General features: G+C 46.0%; 14 protein-coding genes. 10 read left to right on the forward strand and 4 right to left on the reverse strand.

Going from position 1 to position 16,675, the window contains the following annotated elements; genetic code table 11:
* Window positions 1-50 precede the first annotated feature (50 nt).
* The 4 genes from BGK61_RS06110 to BGK61_RS06125 are packed head-to-tail and all read left to right on the forward strand — an operon-like array spanning window position 51 to window position 2,868.
* Window positions 51-644, forward strand: coding sequence for a DUF7010 family protein (locus BGK61_RS06110; protein WP_014999359.1), 594 nt, complete (start codon window positions 51-53; stop codon window positions 642-644).
* 16 nt (window positions 645-660) lie between these two features.
* Window positions 661-990, forward strand: a complete 330-nt coding sequence (locus BGK61_RS06115) for a DMT family transporter (protein ID WP_014999360.1) — start codon at window positions 661-663, stop codon at window positions 988-990.
* Window positions 991-1,006: 16 nt separating this feature from the next.
* Window positions 1,007-2,248 (forward strand): sensor histidine kinase, encoded by a 1,242-nt coding sequence (locus tag BGK61_RS06120; protein ID WP_076011677.1) that lies wholly within the window; start codon window positions 1,007-1,009, stop codon window positions 2,246-2,248.
* Entirely contained in the window at window positions 2,248-2,868 is a 621-nt protein-coding gene (locus tag BGK61_RS06125; RefSeq protein ID WP_076011678.1) for a response regulator transcription factor, read from the forward strand. Before BGK61_RS06120 ends, BGK61_RS06125 begins: the two co-directional genes overlap by 1 nt.
* 7 nt (window positions 2,869-2,875) lie before the next feature.
* Here the strand turns inward: BGK61_RS06125 and BGK61_RS06130 are convergent, their stop codons facing one another.
* The 3 genes from BGK61_RS06130 to BGK61_RS06140 form a co-directional block, all read right to left on the reverse strand.
* On the reverse strand, window positions 2,876-3,208 hold the full coding sequence (locus tag BGK61_RS06130) for a hypothetical protein (protein WP_014999363.1): 333 nt from the start codon (window positions 3,206-3,208) through the stop codon (window positions 2,876-2,878).
* Between the two features lie 48 nt (window positions 3,209-3,256).
* Window positions 3,257-3,532, reverse strand: a complete 276-nt coding sequence (locus tag BGK61_RS06135) for a hypothetical protein (RefSeq protein WP_014999364.1) — start codon at window positions 3,530-3,532, stop codon at window positions 3,257-3,259.
* A 126-nt stretch (window positions 3,533-3,658) separates the two neighbouring features.
* Window positions 3,659-5,923, reverse strand: coding sequence for a TonB-dependent receptor (locus BGK61_RS06140; protein ID WP_014999365.1), 2,265 nt, complete (start codon window positions 5,921-5,923; stop codon window positions 3,659-3,661).
* Window positions 5,924-6,674: 751 nt separating this feature from the next.
* On the opposite strand from BGK61_RS06140, the gene BGK61_RS06145 reads away from it, so the two are divergent.
* The 6 genes from BGK61_RS06145 (at window position 6,675) to BGK61_RS06170 (ending at window position 15,043) form a co-directional block, all read left to right on the forward strand.
* Entirely contained in the window at window positions 6,675-7,337 is a 663-nt protein-coding gene (locus tag BGK61_RS06145) for a GntR family transcriptional regulator (RefSeq protein ID WP_076011679.1), read from the forward strand.
* 65 nt (window positions 7,338-7,402) lie between these two features.
* A complete protein-coding gene (gene prpB, locus BGK61_RS06150) occupies window positions 7,403-8,278 on the forward strand; it encodes a methylisocitrate lyase (protein WP_014999367.1) in 876 nt (291 codons plus the stop codon).
* Between the two features lie 259 nt (window positions 8,279-8,537).
* Window positions 8,538-9,662 (forward strand): bifunctional 2-methylcitrate synthase/citrate synthase, encoded by a 1,125-nt coding sequence (gene prpC / locus BGK61_RS06155; protein WP_014999368.1) that lies wholly within the window; start codon window positions 8,538-8,540, stop codon window positions 9,660-9,662.
* Window positions 9,663-9,680: 18 nt separating this feature from the next.
* Window positions 9,681-12,272 carry a Fe/S-dependent 2-methylisocitrate dehydratase AcnD gene (gene acnD / locus BGK61_RS06160; protein WP_014999369.1) on the forward strand — a complete coding sequence of 864 codons (2,592 nt, stop codon included), beginning with the start codon at window positions 9,681-9,683 and terminating at the stop codon, window positions 12,270-12,272.
* A 211-nt stretch (window positions 12,273-12,483) separates the two neighbouring features.
* On the forward strand, window positions 12,484-13,665 hold the full coding sequence (prpF, locus tag BGK61_RS06165) for a 2-methylaconitate cis-trans isomerase PrpF (protein ID WP_076026031.1): 1,182 nt from the start codon (window positions 12,484-12,486) through the stop codon (window positions 13,663-13,665).
* 121 nt (window positions 13,666-13,786) lie between these two features.
* Complete coding sequence (locus BGK61_RS06170) at window positions 13,787-15,043, forward strand: diguanylate cyclase (protein ID WP_014999371.1); 1,257 nt, start codon at window positions 13,787-13,789, stop codon at window positions 15,041-15,043.
* A 10-nt stretch (window positions 15,044-15,053) separates the two neighbouring features.
* Here BGK61_RS06170 and BGK61_RS06175 read toward each other — a convergent pair whose 3' ends face one another.
* The gene (locus BGK61_RS06175; RefSeq protein ID WP_076012577.1) at window positions 15,054-16,631 is read right to left on the reverse strand and encodes a sodium:solute symporter family transporter; all 1,578 of its coding nucleotides are present in this window, start codon (window positions 16,629-16,631) and stop codon (window positions 15,054-15,056) included.
* Window positions 16,632-16,675 lie beyond the last annotated feature (44 nt).

The raw sequence follows: 16,675 nt of genomic DNA on the forward strand, positions 1-16,675 counted from the left end.
GGAACTTTCGCATACTTTACCTATCGTTATTACAACAGTAGGTAAAGCACATGGAACAGGTATCCCATTCACCATCAATAACCAGCGTTCAACATCCACCTCTTTCACTGGAACAGCAACGAGAAGATTTTAAAAAGAACCGATTCATTGCCATGCCGCTGGCAGGCACGCTTGTTTGGGCTCTGCTAGGGATGAGTGCCCCCTTCGTGTCTGAATTGACCATAACTTGGATGCTATATATCGGCACTGGTGCCATATTCTATCTAGGCGCTGGTTTATCCTACCTAACCGGAGAGCGATTTTTCGCTAAAAAGGCTGCAAAGAACAGTTTCGACCGCCTATTCTTTGTAGGCATGATCATGAGCCTCTTGGTGTTCGCAATAGCACTCCCTGTTGCCGCAATAGACCACACCACCGTGCCACTCAGTATTGGTATTCTCGCAGGCCTGATGTGGATGCCTTTATCTTGGGCTATCGAGCACTGGATAGGCTACTTTCATACCCTCACAAGAACTTTTGGCATTGTCGCCGTCTGGTATCTATTTCCGGAAGCTCGAGTAGAAGCAATTTCGGCTGTGATTGTCGCTGTATACATTGTGTCGTTAATCACCCTCGAACGTCGTTTTCAAACAATCAAGTCTTAATAATTAGGAATATACAATGACCTACTTACTTTTAACTGTTGCTATCATCACCGAAGTTACCGCGACCATGCTGCTAAAAATGTCGAATGGATGGGAGAAGTGGGCTTTTGGGTACGGCGCTATATTTTTCTATGCTGTGTCTGGAATGTTGTTTTCCATGGTATTGAAGAACATGGGAATTGGCGTCGCCTACGCCATTTGGTCGGGTATGGGTATTGCGCTTATAACCGCTGCTTCGGTGGTATTTTGGAAACAAACTTTCGACATTTATGCCGTGCTGGGTATTATGTTAATTATCTCAGGCACGTTGCTTATTACTAGCAAGTCTGCCGTTGTATTTCAGTAGGGACGAAGTACTCACAATGCTCAGCGAAAAAAGCATACGAAATAGTAACAGCTCAGCAGTGCCTACAGCTCATATAGGTAAAGGCTCGGATCGAATAAATAAACACACTAGCACCTATACCGAGAATGAAAGTGCTGCGCCTGACATGCCTCTTTTGGCAAGCGGGCGCAAAAAGCGCTGGTCACACGGTAGCTTGTTTTTTTCGCTGTTTTTCTTTGTCCCCCTTATTGTTTCTCGTCCTCATCCCTTAGAAACGTGGGTGCTGCAAACCCTTGGCTACCTTAGTTTTGTCATTCTTTACGTTAAGGCCATAAACCAGCCGGTTAAGAAACTGCCCACTTATTTGCTGCTTATGTTTTTATTGTCGGTCGCATGCAGCTTTCAAAACCCAGGTGGAGCCACAATTGTCGGCTTTATTGCGTTTATCGTCGGATATTACAACTCGCTTAAGACGGGGGTTATGAGCATAGGCGTTATGATGTTACTACTCGTTTCGCTGCACCTTACCGTGTTTGAAAATGCACATTTTCTTTTAAGCGCATCGTTACTCAATAGTTTAGTTTTGTTCGGGTTTGGCGTGATGGAGCGCAATGAAACGCTTCATAGCATAAAAGAAAGCCAGCAGGCAGAAGCGTTGCGGGTATTGTCTGCTATTGCTGAGCGCGAACGAATAGGCAGAGACTTACATGATGTGGCAGGGCACGCACTGAGCTCTATTTCATTAAAAGCACAGCTGGCTGACAAACTTATTAGTAGGAACAAAATTGAAGACGCGCATCGCGAGGTGAAAGCATTGGCGCAGCTTTCGCAAGCGCTGCTAAGCGATATTCGCCAAGCGGTGTCAGATATTAAGCAGCTCTCCCTTAGCGATGAAATAGCAAAGGATAAGGCGCTACTGGAAGAAAACGGCTTTAACGTTACAACAAATATCGACAGCAGCGCTGAGGTGCGTTTAGGCGCAAAACAAGAAAGTCAGCTTGCGCTTATTATCAAAGAGCTAACAACAAATACACTGCGCTACTCAAAAGGAAACGCAGTATCGCTTGGCCTTGAAGCTATCGGAAAAACGGTGAAAATGACCTATAAGGACAATGGCGTTGTTGAGAACTCTACACCATTAAAAGAAGGGAACGGATTAATGGGAATTAGAGAGCGCGCGGCGTCATTAAGTGCAGATGTGGACATCTCCTTCAGCCCTACTCCTGTTGTTACTGTACAGCTTAATATTGAGCAAACGTCGTCGATAGGAACTGCTTAATGAATCTAGAACCAACCACTTCCATTTTAATTGTAGAAGATCAGTCTTTAGTCCGCGATGCCATCGCCATGCTGCTGTCATTGGAAGACGACCTAACTATTGTCGCTAAATGCAGCAATGGTCAGGAGGCAATTAATTATTTAAATGATAACCCTACCCCACACATTATTCTTAGCGATATAGAAATGCCACTGGTATCAGGGCTAGATTTAGCCGCTTACGTTACAAAACAAAGCCTCAGTAGCAAGGTGGTATTAATGACCACATTTTCTAAACCAGGCTATATTAAGCGCGCCTTAAGTATTGGGGTTAAGGGGTTTATTTTAAAAGAGTCTGACAGTGACTATTTAATTGATGCTATCCACAAAGTATCTGCAGGAGACAAGGTAATTTCATCTGAACTTGCGATAATGGCACTCGATGATAATAATCCATTGTCACAAAAAGAAATGTCGGCGCTGAAACTTGCCTCTGACGGCCTAAAAACACAAGCCATTGCACAGCAGCTATTCCTTTCTGAAGGAACGGTACGCAATTATTTATCGGAAGCTATCTCAAAACTCGACGCGACCAACCGCGTGGATGCTGCTCGCATAGCAAAACAAAAAGGGTGGCTTTAATAGAGCTTTAGAACCACGTTGTTGCTATCGATTTAGATGTAGGTATCTTGAGCTTTTCAGACAAACCATTAAGCACACGCTCGGGGCCATACACAATACCTTGCTGCTTTGCGGTCCACACACAGGTTAAGATACTCGTCCCTTTGCGCAATTCACACTGCCATTTGGCTGTAGTCTCAGCGAGTCGCTCGTAGTCATCTTCAATCTCCCAACCGCCGTCTACATGGTCTACGATAAGTTGTTCAAATTGAGCGAACGGAATAGGCTGAATGATTACCCATTCATTTTTCTTAAACTTTTTTTCTAATCGCGATTTTTTAAAACTGGTAAACAATCCCACGCTCCATCTCCGTATGATTGAAAGGCCCTACTTACTGCAAAAGCGCTTCTAATATTTCGACACTGTACCCATAATTTGCCCTGAAGGTGTGGGGCATGAACACGACGCGCCAACCATGTCACCATTTGACGTTGGACATACGCCATACTCGCCATCTCCGCTATAGCGACATTGGTTACCAAACTCAGGCTTAGTAACTGCAACCTTATCGTTTTTACTAGCGTGACTTTCTTCGTCATCGGGCAAATACACAGTGTAGGTGCAGCCAAATAAAAGCGTAGAAACTGCAAGCAAACTTATGCCGTAAAGTACTCTTACTTTCATAAATAATCATCGGGCATTTCCAGAACAGCTTTAAAACTATGCTAATAATGGATATAAAACAAGAAAAAATAAGCAAAAAAAAGCCAGTCCTAAGACTGGCTTTATATTCGTAACTTGTTGTAGATATTAGAATTCAGTTGAGAATCTAACGCCAAACTCGCTCGCATCGTTGCTTAGAATTTGCAGTATATAGTCACCTGTGTTCAAGCGCGCATTGTCATAACGCTCATCGAAAATGTTGCGACCATAAAGTGCTACGGTATACGCATCATTCGCTGGCGTATAAGCGATATCGAAGTTAACAAGCTCACGGCTATCAAGTTTAGTCATACGCTCAGGCGCTGAAGTAGGCTCGCCGTACATTTCTGCGCGATATGAGTAATCTGCGCGCACGCGAATCGAATCACCACCATCAAGCTCAAAGGTATACTGCGGACCAATTGCAAGGGTTAGGTCTGGAGTAAGTGGCGCTACAGGATTGAAGCCATCTTGCTCTTCAACATCAACATCCATATAGCCAATGCTGGTCATCATGCTGAAGTTACCGTAGTTAAACGTAGCATCAGCTTCAACACCACGAGATGTTTGCTCTACCACAAGGTTTGCTGTATCGAAACCACCTTCGCTTACGCGGCTTACTTGGTATGGAAGATCTTCAAACTCAGTGTTAAATACAGCAACGCTAATGTCGAAGTAATCATTCACTCGACCTTTGATACCTACTTCGTAGTTCGTCGCCGTGATGTTGTCAGAGGCTGTGAAACAGTTGTTTGCACGAACTGCTGCTTGTGCGCCTTCGATATCATCAAAGCCACCCGCACCGAAGAACTGACCAATTAGGCAGTAAGGACGTGCAGGGAACTGACCTGACTGGTAGCCAGACTGGATAGTTGCATAACCTGTCATGCCATTTTCAAAGGTGTAGTTAGTGGCTAGTTCCCACGTCACTTCGTCCCAGTCGTTTGAGTCGTAGATAGTACCAAGTGCTGAAAATACGTTTGCTGACGCTTCTTTTTCATCTTTCGTGTAACGAAGACCACCAGATACGCTAAGCTCGTCAGTAAGGTCACGACGAACATTTACGTACACGGCTTTTGAGGTCGTTTCTTGGTCTAGCTCTAGAAGGTTCGCGCCACCATCAAAACTAGAGTCGTCGCCCTGGCGGTTGCTACCTTCTTCGTTGAAGTAGTAAACACCAGCTACAAAGTCAGTGTATTCATTGATGTAGCCGTTAAGCTGAAGCTCGATTGAAGTTTGATCTGCTTCACCGCGCTCTGGGAACTGATCTAGCGAGTAAATTGTTCCATCATCATCAAGACCCGCTTTGTACTTAGATGTACGCTGACTTGCAACAACCTTAGCGGTGTAATCTTCGTTGATATCCCACTCGGTTGTCAGTGAAAGACCGCGAGCTTCATTTGATACGCCAGTTACCGCTTCAGTACCTGTGGCATTGTCATAGATATCGTAACCTTCAGGTGTTACATCAGTATTGCGTAGTGGTACGCCAACGCCATTCTCACCACCGAAGTAACGCACTGAACCCACTTCATCGATAAGCACGGTGTAAGGACGTAGACCGCCGTCACCATTGTTAGCGTCTGCTGTTAATACCATGCGGAAGTCATTTGACGGCTCCCACTTAAGTGATACACGACCAGAAACGTCTTCTGTCTCACCTACATCATATTCAGCGTTAGGTACGTTAATGAACTCACCAAGGCCATCGCGCTTGTTGAATGACAGGTTCATGTTGAACGCAACGGTTTCTGATAGGCCGTGGTTAACAAAAAGATCTGCTTTAACGCGACCACGGGTACCAAATTCTGTGTTGATTTTGGTCACATCGCCTTGATCAGGCTCTTTAGTGATGATGTTAATTGCACCACCAATTGAGTTACGACCATAAAGCGTACCCTGAGGACCACGAAGTACCTCAATACGCTCAATGTTGTTTAGGCTCCAGTTTTGACCAACCTGACGGCCCAGGTAAACGCCATCTACATAAACACTCACACCCGGATCAGTTGTGATTAAGTGGTCTTGAAGACCAATACCACGAATAAATGGGTTTACAGAAGATGTGTGACCGGCAGAGAAACCAGTAACGTTTAAGTTTGGAACGAATTTACCAACGTCTGTTAAGTCTGTAATACCTTGGTCTGCTAACTTGTCGCCGTCAAAGGCGCTAATAGCGATTGGAACTTCATAGATAACTTGAGGGCGTTTTGTTGCGGTAACGGTAATGGCTTCAAACTGTTGTTCTTCAGTTGCTTCGGCTTCTTGAGCAACGGCAATGTTTGAAAGAGCTGGAACGGTCATCGCTACTGCAAGTGCGACAGGTGAAAGCTTACTGGCGAGTGCCTTTGACACGTCAGTATTGGTTTTCATGGTATAACCCCTTTGCGTGAGTGTTAGGTGTAAAATTGTTTTTTTGGCCGCTTCAAGTTCTTCTTTGGAACTTTGAAAGACTAAACTCAACGAATTAAGAGGCGCACATAACCGTGTGCTTATACTGGATTACAGGCAATAAAAAAGTAAGTCGCAATAAAACATTACAAACTTACTTTCAATAAAACGCTGCTTTAAAAGTAGAAACTACTTTTCCAGTCCTCTGAAATTCAGTAGAAGAATTTAGGCTTGAAGACTGGAACGATATGTTACCGTTAGTTTGTGATCTTGCAAAGTAAAATATTACACTTTTACTAAAATAAGACTTCAAAATTAGACTAATTGGTTAGGTATCTCAATAACTACATCTTGTCGATAAAAAACTTAAAAACATCTATTTATCATAACTATACATAAAAATCACCAGACTACTCCCCAAGCCCATTTCCATTAATCACAGCCCTGACCAAACGGACAAACTTTGAACAATAATTCGCGCTATTTTTGAAAACTACTTTCGCAAACATCAATGCGCCACACTCGCGACATGCGATGAACGTTTTGGCGAGAACCTCGCCTTCTCTATTACGCGCAAATCAATTTATCCTTTTCCCTACTTTCGCATTGGCTTACACCGCCAATATAAGACCAAAATCTTATCGTCGTTGTCGACAATCCAAGCTCACCAAGGTTGAAAATGGCCGTAAATAGGCATATATTGTCGACATTAGTCATTTTAAGATTCTATACAGTGTTAGCAAAAAGCGAACAAGCCATCACCAACGCCGACCGTACGTTCTTTCAGTTAAGGAAGGATATTGTTGAAGGTGCGATTCCAGCAGGCAGCAAGCTTAGTGAAATGGAATTGTCGACAAAATATGAAGTGAGCCGTGCGGTCATTCGCGAAGCCATTAATCGCTTAGCGACTTGTCACCTTGTTGAACGGAAAGCTAATGTAGGCGCCCGCGTGGTAGCACTGTCACCTGAAGGCCTTATTCAGCTATATCAAGTGCGCGAAGCGTTAGAAGGTATGGCCGCACGCTTAGCTGCTCGCTATATGAGCGATGATGAGATTGCAGACATGCAAGCATTGCTTGATAGCCACTTCGATAAAGTGAAAGATGGCCAAAGCTATTATCAAGAAGCTGGTGATGTAGACTTTCACTACAGAATTGTAACTGGCAGTAAAAACGATCATCTTATCAGCGTGCTTGTAGACGGGCTTTACCATCTTGTGCGTATGTACCGCGTACAGTTGGGGATGGCAGGCCCCCGCGTAAGCACAGCGTTTGATGAGCACAGACACATTGTAAATGCCATTGCCAATCGCGACGAGGAACTGGCTGAAATGCTAATGCGTCGCCACATACTTTATTCAAAAAACAATATCGAGAAGAAGCTTAATAATGGCTAACACCAATAAGTCTTCTTCACACCTAATTCACCTCTACCCTACTTTCAAATAAGCGAGTAATTATCATGAGTGCAGGAAAGAAATTCAGAACAGCATTAGAGAACAACAAACCGCTCCAAATCGTGGGCACCATTAATGCCTACACCGCCATGATGGCGAAAGCTATTGGTCACCAAGCTATATATCTATCAGGTGGCGGCGTAGCGAATGCGTCTTACGGCCTACCCGACTTAGGCATGACGTCACTAAATGATGTGGTTGCAGACGTACAGAGAATCACCAGCGCATGTGACCTTCCGCTAATGGTAGACATCGACACGGGTTGGGGTGGTGCATTTAACATTGCCAAAACCATTCGTGACATGGAAAAAGCCGGTGCGGCAGCAGTGCACATGGAAGACCAGGTTGCGCAAAAGCGCTGTGGCCACCGCCCTAACAAAGAAATTGTAAGCACTGAAGAAATGGTCGATCGCATTAAAGCAGCGGTAGATGCCAGAACTGACCCAGACTTTTTCATTATGGCGCGCACCGACGCGTTTGCTCAGGAAGGATTAGAGAAAGCGATTGAACGAGCTAAAGCCTACGTTGCAGCGGGCGCAGACGGTATTTTTGCCGAAGCAATACAAACCGAAGAGCACTACCGTGCATTTGCTGAAGCGTTAGACGTTCCGATCCTTGCCAATATCACTGAGTTCGGCAAAACCGAACTATGGAACAAAGAAGAGCTTGGTGAATGGGGTGCTGACATGGTGCTTTACCCACTAAGTGCGTTCCGTGCGATGAATAAAGCAGCAGAAATGGTGTACAAATCTATACTTGAAAATGGCGATCAAAAAGCCGTTGTGGACAGCATGCAAACACGCATGGAGCTTTACGATTATCTTGGCTACCACGAATACGAGCAAAAACTAGATGCCCTATTCGCCGAAGGTAAGAATTAACACGAATACGAAACAGCAGGAAGCGAGTGAGGTGCGAGGCACCATTGAAGCTGGAACGGTACACAGGGCGTTACCACGCCGTGAACCCATCCATGGGGGCTCCGTTTCGGCATCCATGCCTCAAAGGGGTAACGCCCTGTGCACCGCCCCCACTCTCTCGGTGCCTCGCACCCCACTCGCCTGCTGAGTTCAATGTAATTTTTATTTCTAAATTTAAAAAAAAGTACCTTACAAATTTTACAAGACCGGAGACAACAAGATGGCTAAACAGTTAAGTGGCGCGGGTTTACGCGGCCAAGTTGCAGGTAAAACAGCATTATCAACCGTAGGTAAATCAGGTTCTGGTTTAACCTATCGTGGTTACGACGTAAAAGACTTAGCGCAAAACTGTCAATTTGAAGAAGTGGCGTATCTTATTCTTAAGGGCAAGCTACCTAATCAGTCTGAGCTAGACGCTTATAAAGCAAAACTTCGCGGTATGCGCGGTCTTCCTACCGCGCTTAAAGAGGTGCTAGAGCGCATTCCTAAAAATGCTCACCCAATGGATGTACTTCGCACGGGTTGTTCAATGCTGGGTAACCTTGAAATGGAAACGAGCTTTGACCAGCAGCAAGACGTGACAGACCGTATGTTGGCATGTTTCCCAAGTATTATCTGCTACTGGTACCGCTTCTCGCACGACGGCGTGCGCGTAGATGTTGAAACCGATGACGATTCAATTGGTGGTCACTTCCTTCACATGCTTCACGGTGAAAAGCCACGTGAACTTCATGAACAAGTCATGCATGTATCACTCATTCTTTATGCAGAGCATGAATTTAACGCGTCTACCTTCACTGCACGTGTTTGTGCTTCAACCTTATCTGATATGCATTCTTGTGTAACCGGTGCTATCGGTTCTCTGCGTGGTCCACTTCACGGTGGTGCTAATGAAGCCGCCATGGAAATGATTGAAGGATTCACTTCACCTGATGATGCTGAAGAGAAGATGATGGGCATGCTTGAGCGCAAAGAGAAGATCATGGGCTTTGGCCACGCTATCTACTCTGAGTCTGATCCGCGTAATGAAATTATCAAGCAATGGTCTGAAAAACTGGCTGCTGATGTGGGTGACGACGTACTTTATCCTGTGTCTGTTCGCTGTGAAGAAGTGATGTGGCGCGAGAAGAAGCTTTTCTGTAACGCCGATTTCTTCCATGCCTCTGCGTATAACTTTATGGGTATCCCTACGCCATTGTTTACACCAATCTTCGTAATGTCTCGTCTAACTGGTTGGGCAGCACACGTTATGGAACAGCGCGCTGACAACCGCATTATTCGTCCGTCAGCAGAATATACAGGCGAAGAACTACGCCCAGTGCCAGCTATTAGCGAACGCGCTTAAGATTAAGGTTGGGGTTTTATGAATATTGATTACCGTAAACCGCTTCCAAACGCGGGTATCGATTTTTTCGATACCCGTGAAGCGGTAGATGCTATTGAGCCTGGCGCCTACGCCAAGCTGCCTTACACCTCACGTGTACTGGCTGAAAACTTGGTGCGCAAATGCGCACCTGAGATGCTAACCGATTCGCTTAAACAGCTGATTTATCGCAAGCGCGACTTAGACTTTCCGTGGTTTCCGGCTCGCGTAGTGTGTCACGACATTTTGGGTCAAACGGCACTTGTCGACCTAGCTGGTCTTCGCGACGCTATTGCAGAAAAAGGTGGCGACCCGGCGAAGGTAAACCCCGTTGTTCCTACGCAGCTAATTGTGGATCACTCATTGGCTGTAGAGCATGCTGGTTTCGAGAAAGACGCGTTTGAAAAGAACCGTGCTATCGAAGACAGACGTAACGACGACCGTTTCCACTTCATTAACTGGACAAAAACCGCGTTTAAAAACGTGGATGTTATCCCTCCGGGTAACGGCATTATGCACCAAATTAACTTGGAGCGTATGTCTCCGGTTATTCAAGCTCGTGACGGCGTTGCCTTCCCTGATACGCTAGTGGGTACGGACAGCCATACGCCGCATGTTGATGCACTTGGCGTTATTGCGGTAGGTGTGGGCGGTCTTGAAGCGGAAAGCGTAATGCTGGGCCGCGCGTCTTACATGCGTTTGCCCGACATTGTAGGTGTTGAACTTACCGGCAAACCACAGCCAGGTATTACGGCTACCGACATTGTATTAGCGCTTACTGAATTCTTGCGTAAAGAGCGCGTAGTCTCTGCTTACCTTGAATTCTATGGTGAAGGTGCATCGCACCTGACGCTGGGCGACCGTGCTACTATTTCGAACATGACACCGGAGTATGGCGCCACTGCAGCCATGTTCTACATTGACCAGCAAACCATCGATTACTTACGCCTAACAGGGCGTGAGGAAAAGCAAATTGCACTTGTTGAGCAATATGCCAAGCATACTGGCTTATGGGCTGATGACTTAGAAACCGCCGAGTACGAGCGGGTGCTTACATTCGACCTGTCTTCTGTTGGCCGTAACATGGCTGGCCCTTCTAACCCACACGCACGCTTGCCTACCAGCGATTTAGAAAGTCGCGGTATAGCAGCGAAGTGGACCGAGGAGGAAGGCAAAATGCCTGATGGCGCGGTTATTATAGCGGCAATTACAAGCTGTACCAATACCTCGAACCCGCGTAACGTCATTGCGGCAGGCTTATTGGCACGCAACGCCAACGCGCGCGGTTTAACTCGTAAACCATGGGTAAAAAGCTCGCTAGCACCAGGCTCTAAGGCCGTTAAGCTGTATCTTGAAGAAGCCAACTTAATGAGCGAGTTGGAAGATTTAGGCTTTGGCGTGGTTGCCTTTGCGTGTACTACCTGTAACGGTATGAGCGGCGCGCTAGACCCTAAAATCCAGCAAGAAATTATCGACCGCGACCTTTATGCGACAGCGGTACTATCTGGTAACCGTAACTTCGACGGCCGTATTCACCCCTACGCGAAGCAAGCCTTTTTGGCATCGCCACCGCTAGTTGTTGCATATGCTATTGCCGGTACCATTCGCTTTGATATTGAAAAGGACGTATTGGGCACCGACAAAGACGGCAACCCGGTAACGCTTAAAGATATTTGGCCAAGCGATGAAGAAATTGACGCTATTGTAGCGAAGTCGGTGAAGCCAGAGCACTTCAGAAAAGTGTACGAGCCAATGTTCGATTTAAGCGTGGACTACGGCAAAGACATTAACCCGCTTTATGACTGGCGTGAAATGAGTACCTATATTCGCCGCCCACCCTATTGGGAAGGCGCAATGGATGCCGAGCGCACCATGAAAGGTATGCGTCCGCTAGCCATTTTGGGAGATAACATCACCACCGATCACCTGTCTCCTTCTAATGCTATTTTGGCAAGCAGTGCAGCAGGTGAATATTTGGCGAAAATGGGTCTACCTGAAGAAGACTTTAACTCGTATGCCACACACCGTGGTGATCACTTAACCGCACAGCGCGCTACCCTAGCGAACCCGAAAGTGTTCAACGAGATGGTGCTTGAAAACGGTGAAGTAAAACAAGGTTCTCTAGCGCGCGTTGAGCCCGAAGGCAAAGTTATGCGCATGTGGGAAGCCATTGAAACTTACATGAACCGCAGACAACCGCTAATTATTGTTGCAGGCGCTGATTACGGTCAGGGCTCGTCACGAGACTGGGCAGCCAAAGGGGTGCGCCTTGCGGGTGTTGAAGTGATTGTTGCAGAAGGCTTTGAGCGTATTCACCGCACTAACCTAATTGGTATGGGCGTATTACCGCTTGAGTTCAAGCCTGGCACCACGCGTAAAACGTTAGAGTTAGACGGTACAGAAACCTACGACGTTAGCGGCGAACCGTCACCTGGCGCAACGCTTACGCTAATAGTAAACCGTAAAAACGGCGAGCAATTAGAAGTACCGGTAACCTGTCGCTTAGACACAGCAGAAGAAGTCTCTATTTACAGCGCAGGCGGGGTACTACAACGCTTCGCCAAAGACTTTTTGGAAGCTGAGGCTAGCTGAGGCAGCTGGGAAGAACTGAACCGGTTGCTGGACACGCCGTGAATACATCCATGTAGGCTCCCAATTCGCATCCATGCGAATTGAGGGTCCCGCACCCAACTCAGTACTTCCTAAATCAGCTAACTTCTGTTGACAGGGTTTACTATTTTTTGGGAAGGAGGTTGGTTACGATTTGAAACCAACTTCCTCTCCCCCCCAAAAAGGAAAAAACATGACAAAGTATGCGCCACAACTTCGAGTACCGGCTACCTACATGCGTGGCGGTACCAGCAAGGGTGTGTTTTTCAATTTAACCGATTTGCCAGAAGCAGCGCAAAAGCCGGGACCGGCGCGCGATGCCCTGCTTCTGCGCGTTATCGGAAGCCCCGATCCATACGGTAAACAAACTGACGGTATGGGCGGCGCTACATCAAGTACCAGCAAAACCGTTATCTTAAGCAAAAGTGAACGTGAAGGTTACGATGTCGACTATCTGTTTGGGCAAGTTGCCATAGATAAGCCATTCGTAGACTGGAGTGGTAACTGCGGAAACCTAACGGCAGCCGTGGGCGCTTTTGCGATAACCAATGGACTGGTAGATAAAAGTAAAATTCCAGAAAACGGCATTGCCACCGTCAATATTTGGCAAGCCAACATCAACAAAGCCATTATCGCTAAGGTGCCAATGACCAATGGCGAAGTTCAAGAAACTGGCGACTTTGAACTGGACGGCGTCACCTTTCCTGCTGCAGAAGTAGAAGTGGCGTTCGTTGACCCAGCTGACGGTGAAGGAGCTATATTCCCCACAGGACGCTTAGTCGACACACTGGAAGTCCCGGGCGTAGGCTCTCTTCAGGCGACTATGATAAACGCGGGTATTCCGACTATTTTTATCAATGCAGAGGATCTTGGCTACACAGGCACTGAGCTGCAGAATGACATTAACAGCGATTCAGAAGCACTTTCCAAGTTCGAAGCCATTCGTGCACACGGCGCGGTCCAAATGGGTTTAATTAACGATGTGGGCGAAGCGGCAAACAGACAGCACACGCCAAAGGTTGCGTTTGTCGCCCCTCCGAGAGGTTATAAAGCTTCAAGCGGCAAAGATATTTTAGGCTCAGATATCGATGTATTGGTTCGCGCGCTGTCTATGGGAAAACTTCATCACGCCATGATGGGCACAGCGGCGGTCGCTATTGCAGCAGCTGCGGCGATTCCAGGTACGCTGGTAAATATTGCAGCAGGCGGCAGTGACAGAGACTCAGTTACTTTTGGGCATCCATCAGGAACGCTAAGAGTAGGTGCTAAAGCGACGTTTGAAGATAACAAATGGCAAATTAAGCAAGCTGTAATGAGCCGAAGCGCCCGTATTTTGATGGAAGGTACGGTACGCGTTCCCGTTGAGCAAAGTTAATACAAAACAATGTTATATAAGATAGAATTTATTTAGACATTAGTTTAAAAAGCCCTCTTGCCGAGGGCTTTTTTGTCTACAATTGGTTATTATCGAAGCCTAAGTGCCGAGAGTAGATCACATGTATAAAGTTCTTGTAGTAGAAGACAGCCTTACTGTCCGAAAGATTGTAAACAAACTTATTGAGGATAATCCTCACTTTACGTGTGATCTGTGCGAAGATCTTGCACAAGCTCAAAGTGCCCTTGAGAGTGACACCGAATACTTGGCTGCCATTGTCGACTTAAATCTTCCCGATGCTCCCAATGGCGAGAGTGTAGAACTTGCACTTTCCTACAATGTTCCAACCATCGTTCTTACTGGAAATTTCGACGAATTTACCCGTGCCCAGCTACTTGATCAGGGCGTACTGGATTACATTACTAAAGAATCACGCTATTCATATCTTCAGGTGTCTAAGCTTGTAGATCGCTTAAGAAAGAACCTCACAACCAAAGTACTGGTAGTGGAAGATTCAAGAACCAGCCGAAATCACATTTGCTCATTACTTCGCAAATTCCAATTTCAGGTGCACGAAGCGAACGATGGTTTAGAAGCGTTGGAAGAGCTTGATAATCACCGCGATATAAAAATGGTTATTGCCGACCACCGTATGCCAAACATGGACGGTTATGAGCTGGTAAAAGCTATACGCCACGAAAAGCGCATGCAAGACTTGGTATTTATCGGTTTATCGGCAAACGGCGATAGCGTGTTAACGTCGAAATTCATTAAAAGCGGTGCCAATGACTTCCTGTCCAAACCCTTTTATCACGAAGAGTTCTACTGCAGAATTATGCAAAACCTTGAATCACAAGAAATGATTCAAACCATTAGAAATTCAGCGAACTTAGATCCGCTAACCAAAGTCTACAATCGTCGTTTTCTTTACGAAAAAGCAGAAGAGTTATTTGCAAATAAAGCATCGAGAAAGGATGTTATTGTGTCTATGATCGATGCTGATAACTTCAAAAGCGTAAACGATACATACGGCCATAAAACGGGTGACATGCTGTTGCAGGAATTTGCAGCGTTGCTTAAAGATTACTTCCCCGACGATCTTATTGTGCGATACGGTGGAGAAGAGTTTACCGTAGTATCGGTAAGGCCGCCCAAGGTTTACTTATCAGCGCTTTCAGCGTTTATGGATGCAGTGCGCTCTACTATTTTTACCAACCACAAGTTCAATATTACCTGCAGCATTGGCGTATGTGCTGAAGAACACGAATGCTTGGAATCACAATTGGAAGTGGCAGACGCGCGCTTATACGAAGCTAAGCACGCGGGAAAAAATCAGATCATTCTTCGAGACTCTGTGGCTACAGCTGCTCATGCGTGATAGGCGGTTTCTATAGCAGCCAACTTGGTAACATATAGCAAATAAAGATCAGCAAGCCGAAGTAGCCTATCAACACAGTGGCAATCGACTTATCAATGAGGAAATTGCCTTTGCTCGAATGGGGAGCCGAACACACGTTGCTTTCATCGCTAGGTGACAGGACAGAAAAGGTGATAGCTGGTATTACTGTGCTTATGAATCCCGTCACATTCCACCAAAACCAAAATACCTCGTCTATAAAAAATGCAAATGACAAATTGGTCAGTACACCACAAGCCAGCGCAATATTAACCTGAGTCGCATTAACCTTTTTCGACAACATACCGAGTAAGAAAACAGCCAATACAGGCCCAAAAAAGACAGAACCCACTTTGTTTACCGCTTCTATTACTGTAGGTGCTATATCGCCTGCATTGAGTGAGAGCAGTAAAATGATCACGCCCCAGGTCAATCCAGCAAATTTAGCAGAACTCAGGTAGCCGTCAGGTTTTGTTCGCTTGCCAGTAAGTTTGAAATAGTCTTCAAGTGAAACTGCCGCAAGTGAATTGATTGCAGAGCTTAATGACGACATGGCTGCGGCAAGAATGGCGACGACAAGCAGGCCGATGAGCCCATGAGGTAAATAGTTAAGAATAAACACGGGCATAAGCCAGTCCGGGTTATCTTTAGGAATTTGAGATAGCAGGTTGGCGTCGTTAAACGCTAGCGTACCAACCACCAAGCCCGCCAAACAATATAGAAGTGTTATAGGGAACCTGAAAATGCCATTAGCTAACATCATCTTTTTAAGATCGCTTTCCGATTTCGCTGACAATGCCCGTTGCGCTTCAGATTGATCGCAACCGTAGTAAGAGGCATAGAGGATAATGCCACCTAGCACCATAGGAAAAAAGCCGAAGCCGTCACCATCAAAGCCCAGAGATGAAAAGTTGAGAGTAGAAACTCGTTCGCTTGGAAGTAATTGTAGAAAAGATTCCCACCCGCCTAATGCACTAAGACCAAAAGCAATACAAATAGCCGTCCCCATGACAATAACCACCATTTGTACAGCATCGCCATATACAACAGCTTTCATTCCCCCCTGTAAGGAGTATAAAACGGTAATAACGCCAATGAGCAATATTGCCTGTGTAGAGGAAAACTGCATGGTTCCTTGTAAGATAATGGAAAGGGCGTACACCATTATGCCGGTGGCAAACGCTCTACTAAATTGAAAAACTATACTGATACAAATACGGGTAGAGGTAGAGAAGCGCCGCTCAAGATAGTCATAAATACTTACCACACCGCTTCGGTATAATGTTGGCAGTACGGTGGTGATGAGTAAAAGCATGGCTAGCGGCACTGCTAGCTCATACGAGAGCCAAATTAGGCCTCCCCCCTCGCGAAACCCAACAAATGCAGGGGCGGAGATGAAACTGACCGCAGAGAGCTGGGTCGCCATAACTGAGAGTAACAGTGGTTTCCAGTTTAAGCTTCGACCAGCTAAAAAATAGTCTTTCTTTGACTGCTGACCGCGCAGACTAAAGCCGATTATGAGTAAAGTAATGAGGTAAATCGCAATAACACTGTAATCAAGAATATCCATATAAACGCAAGGTTGTGCAACTGAATATCTACCTTTACATAAAC

Origin of the sequence: Alteromonas abrolhosensis, from assembly GCF_001953635.1 — a bacterium.
GTDB lineage: Bacteria > Pseudomonadota > Gammaproteobacteria > Enterobacterales > Alteromonadaceae > Alteromonas > Alteromonas abrolhosensis.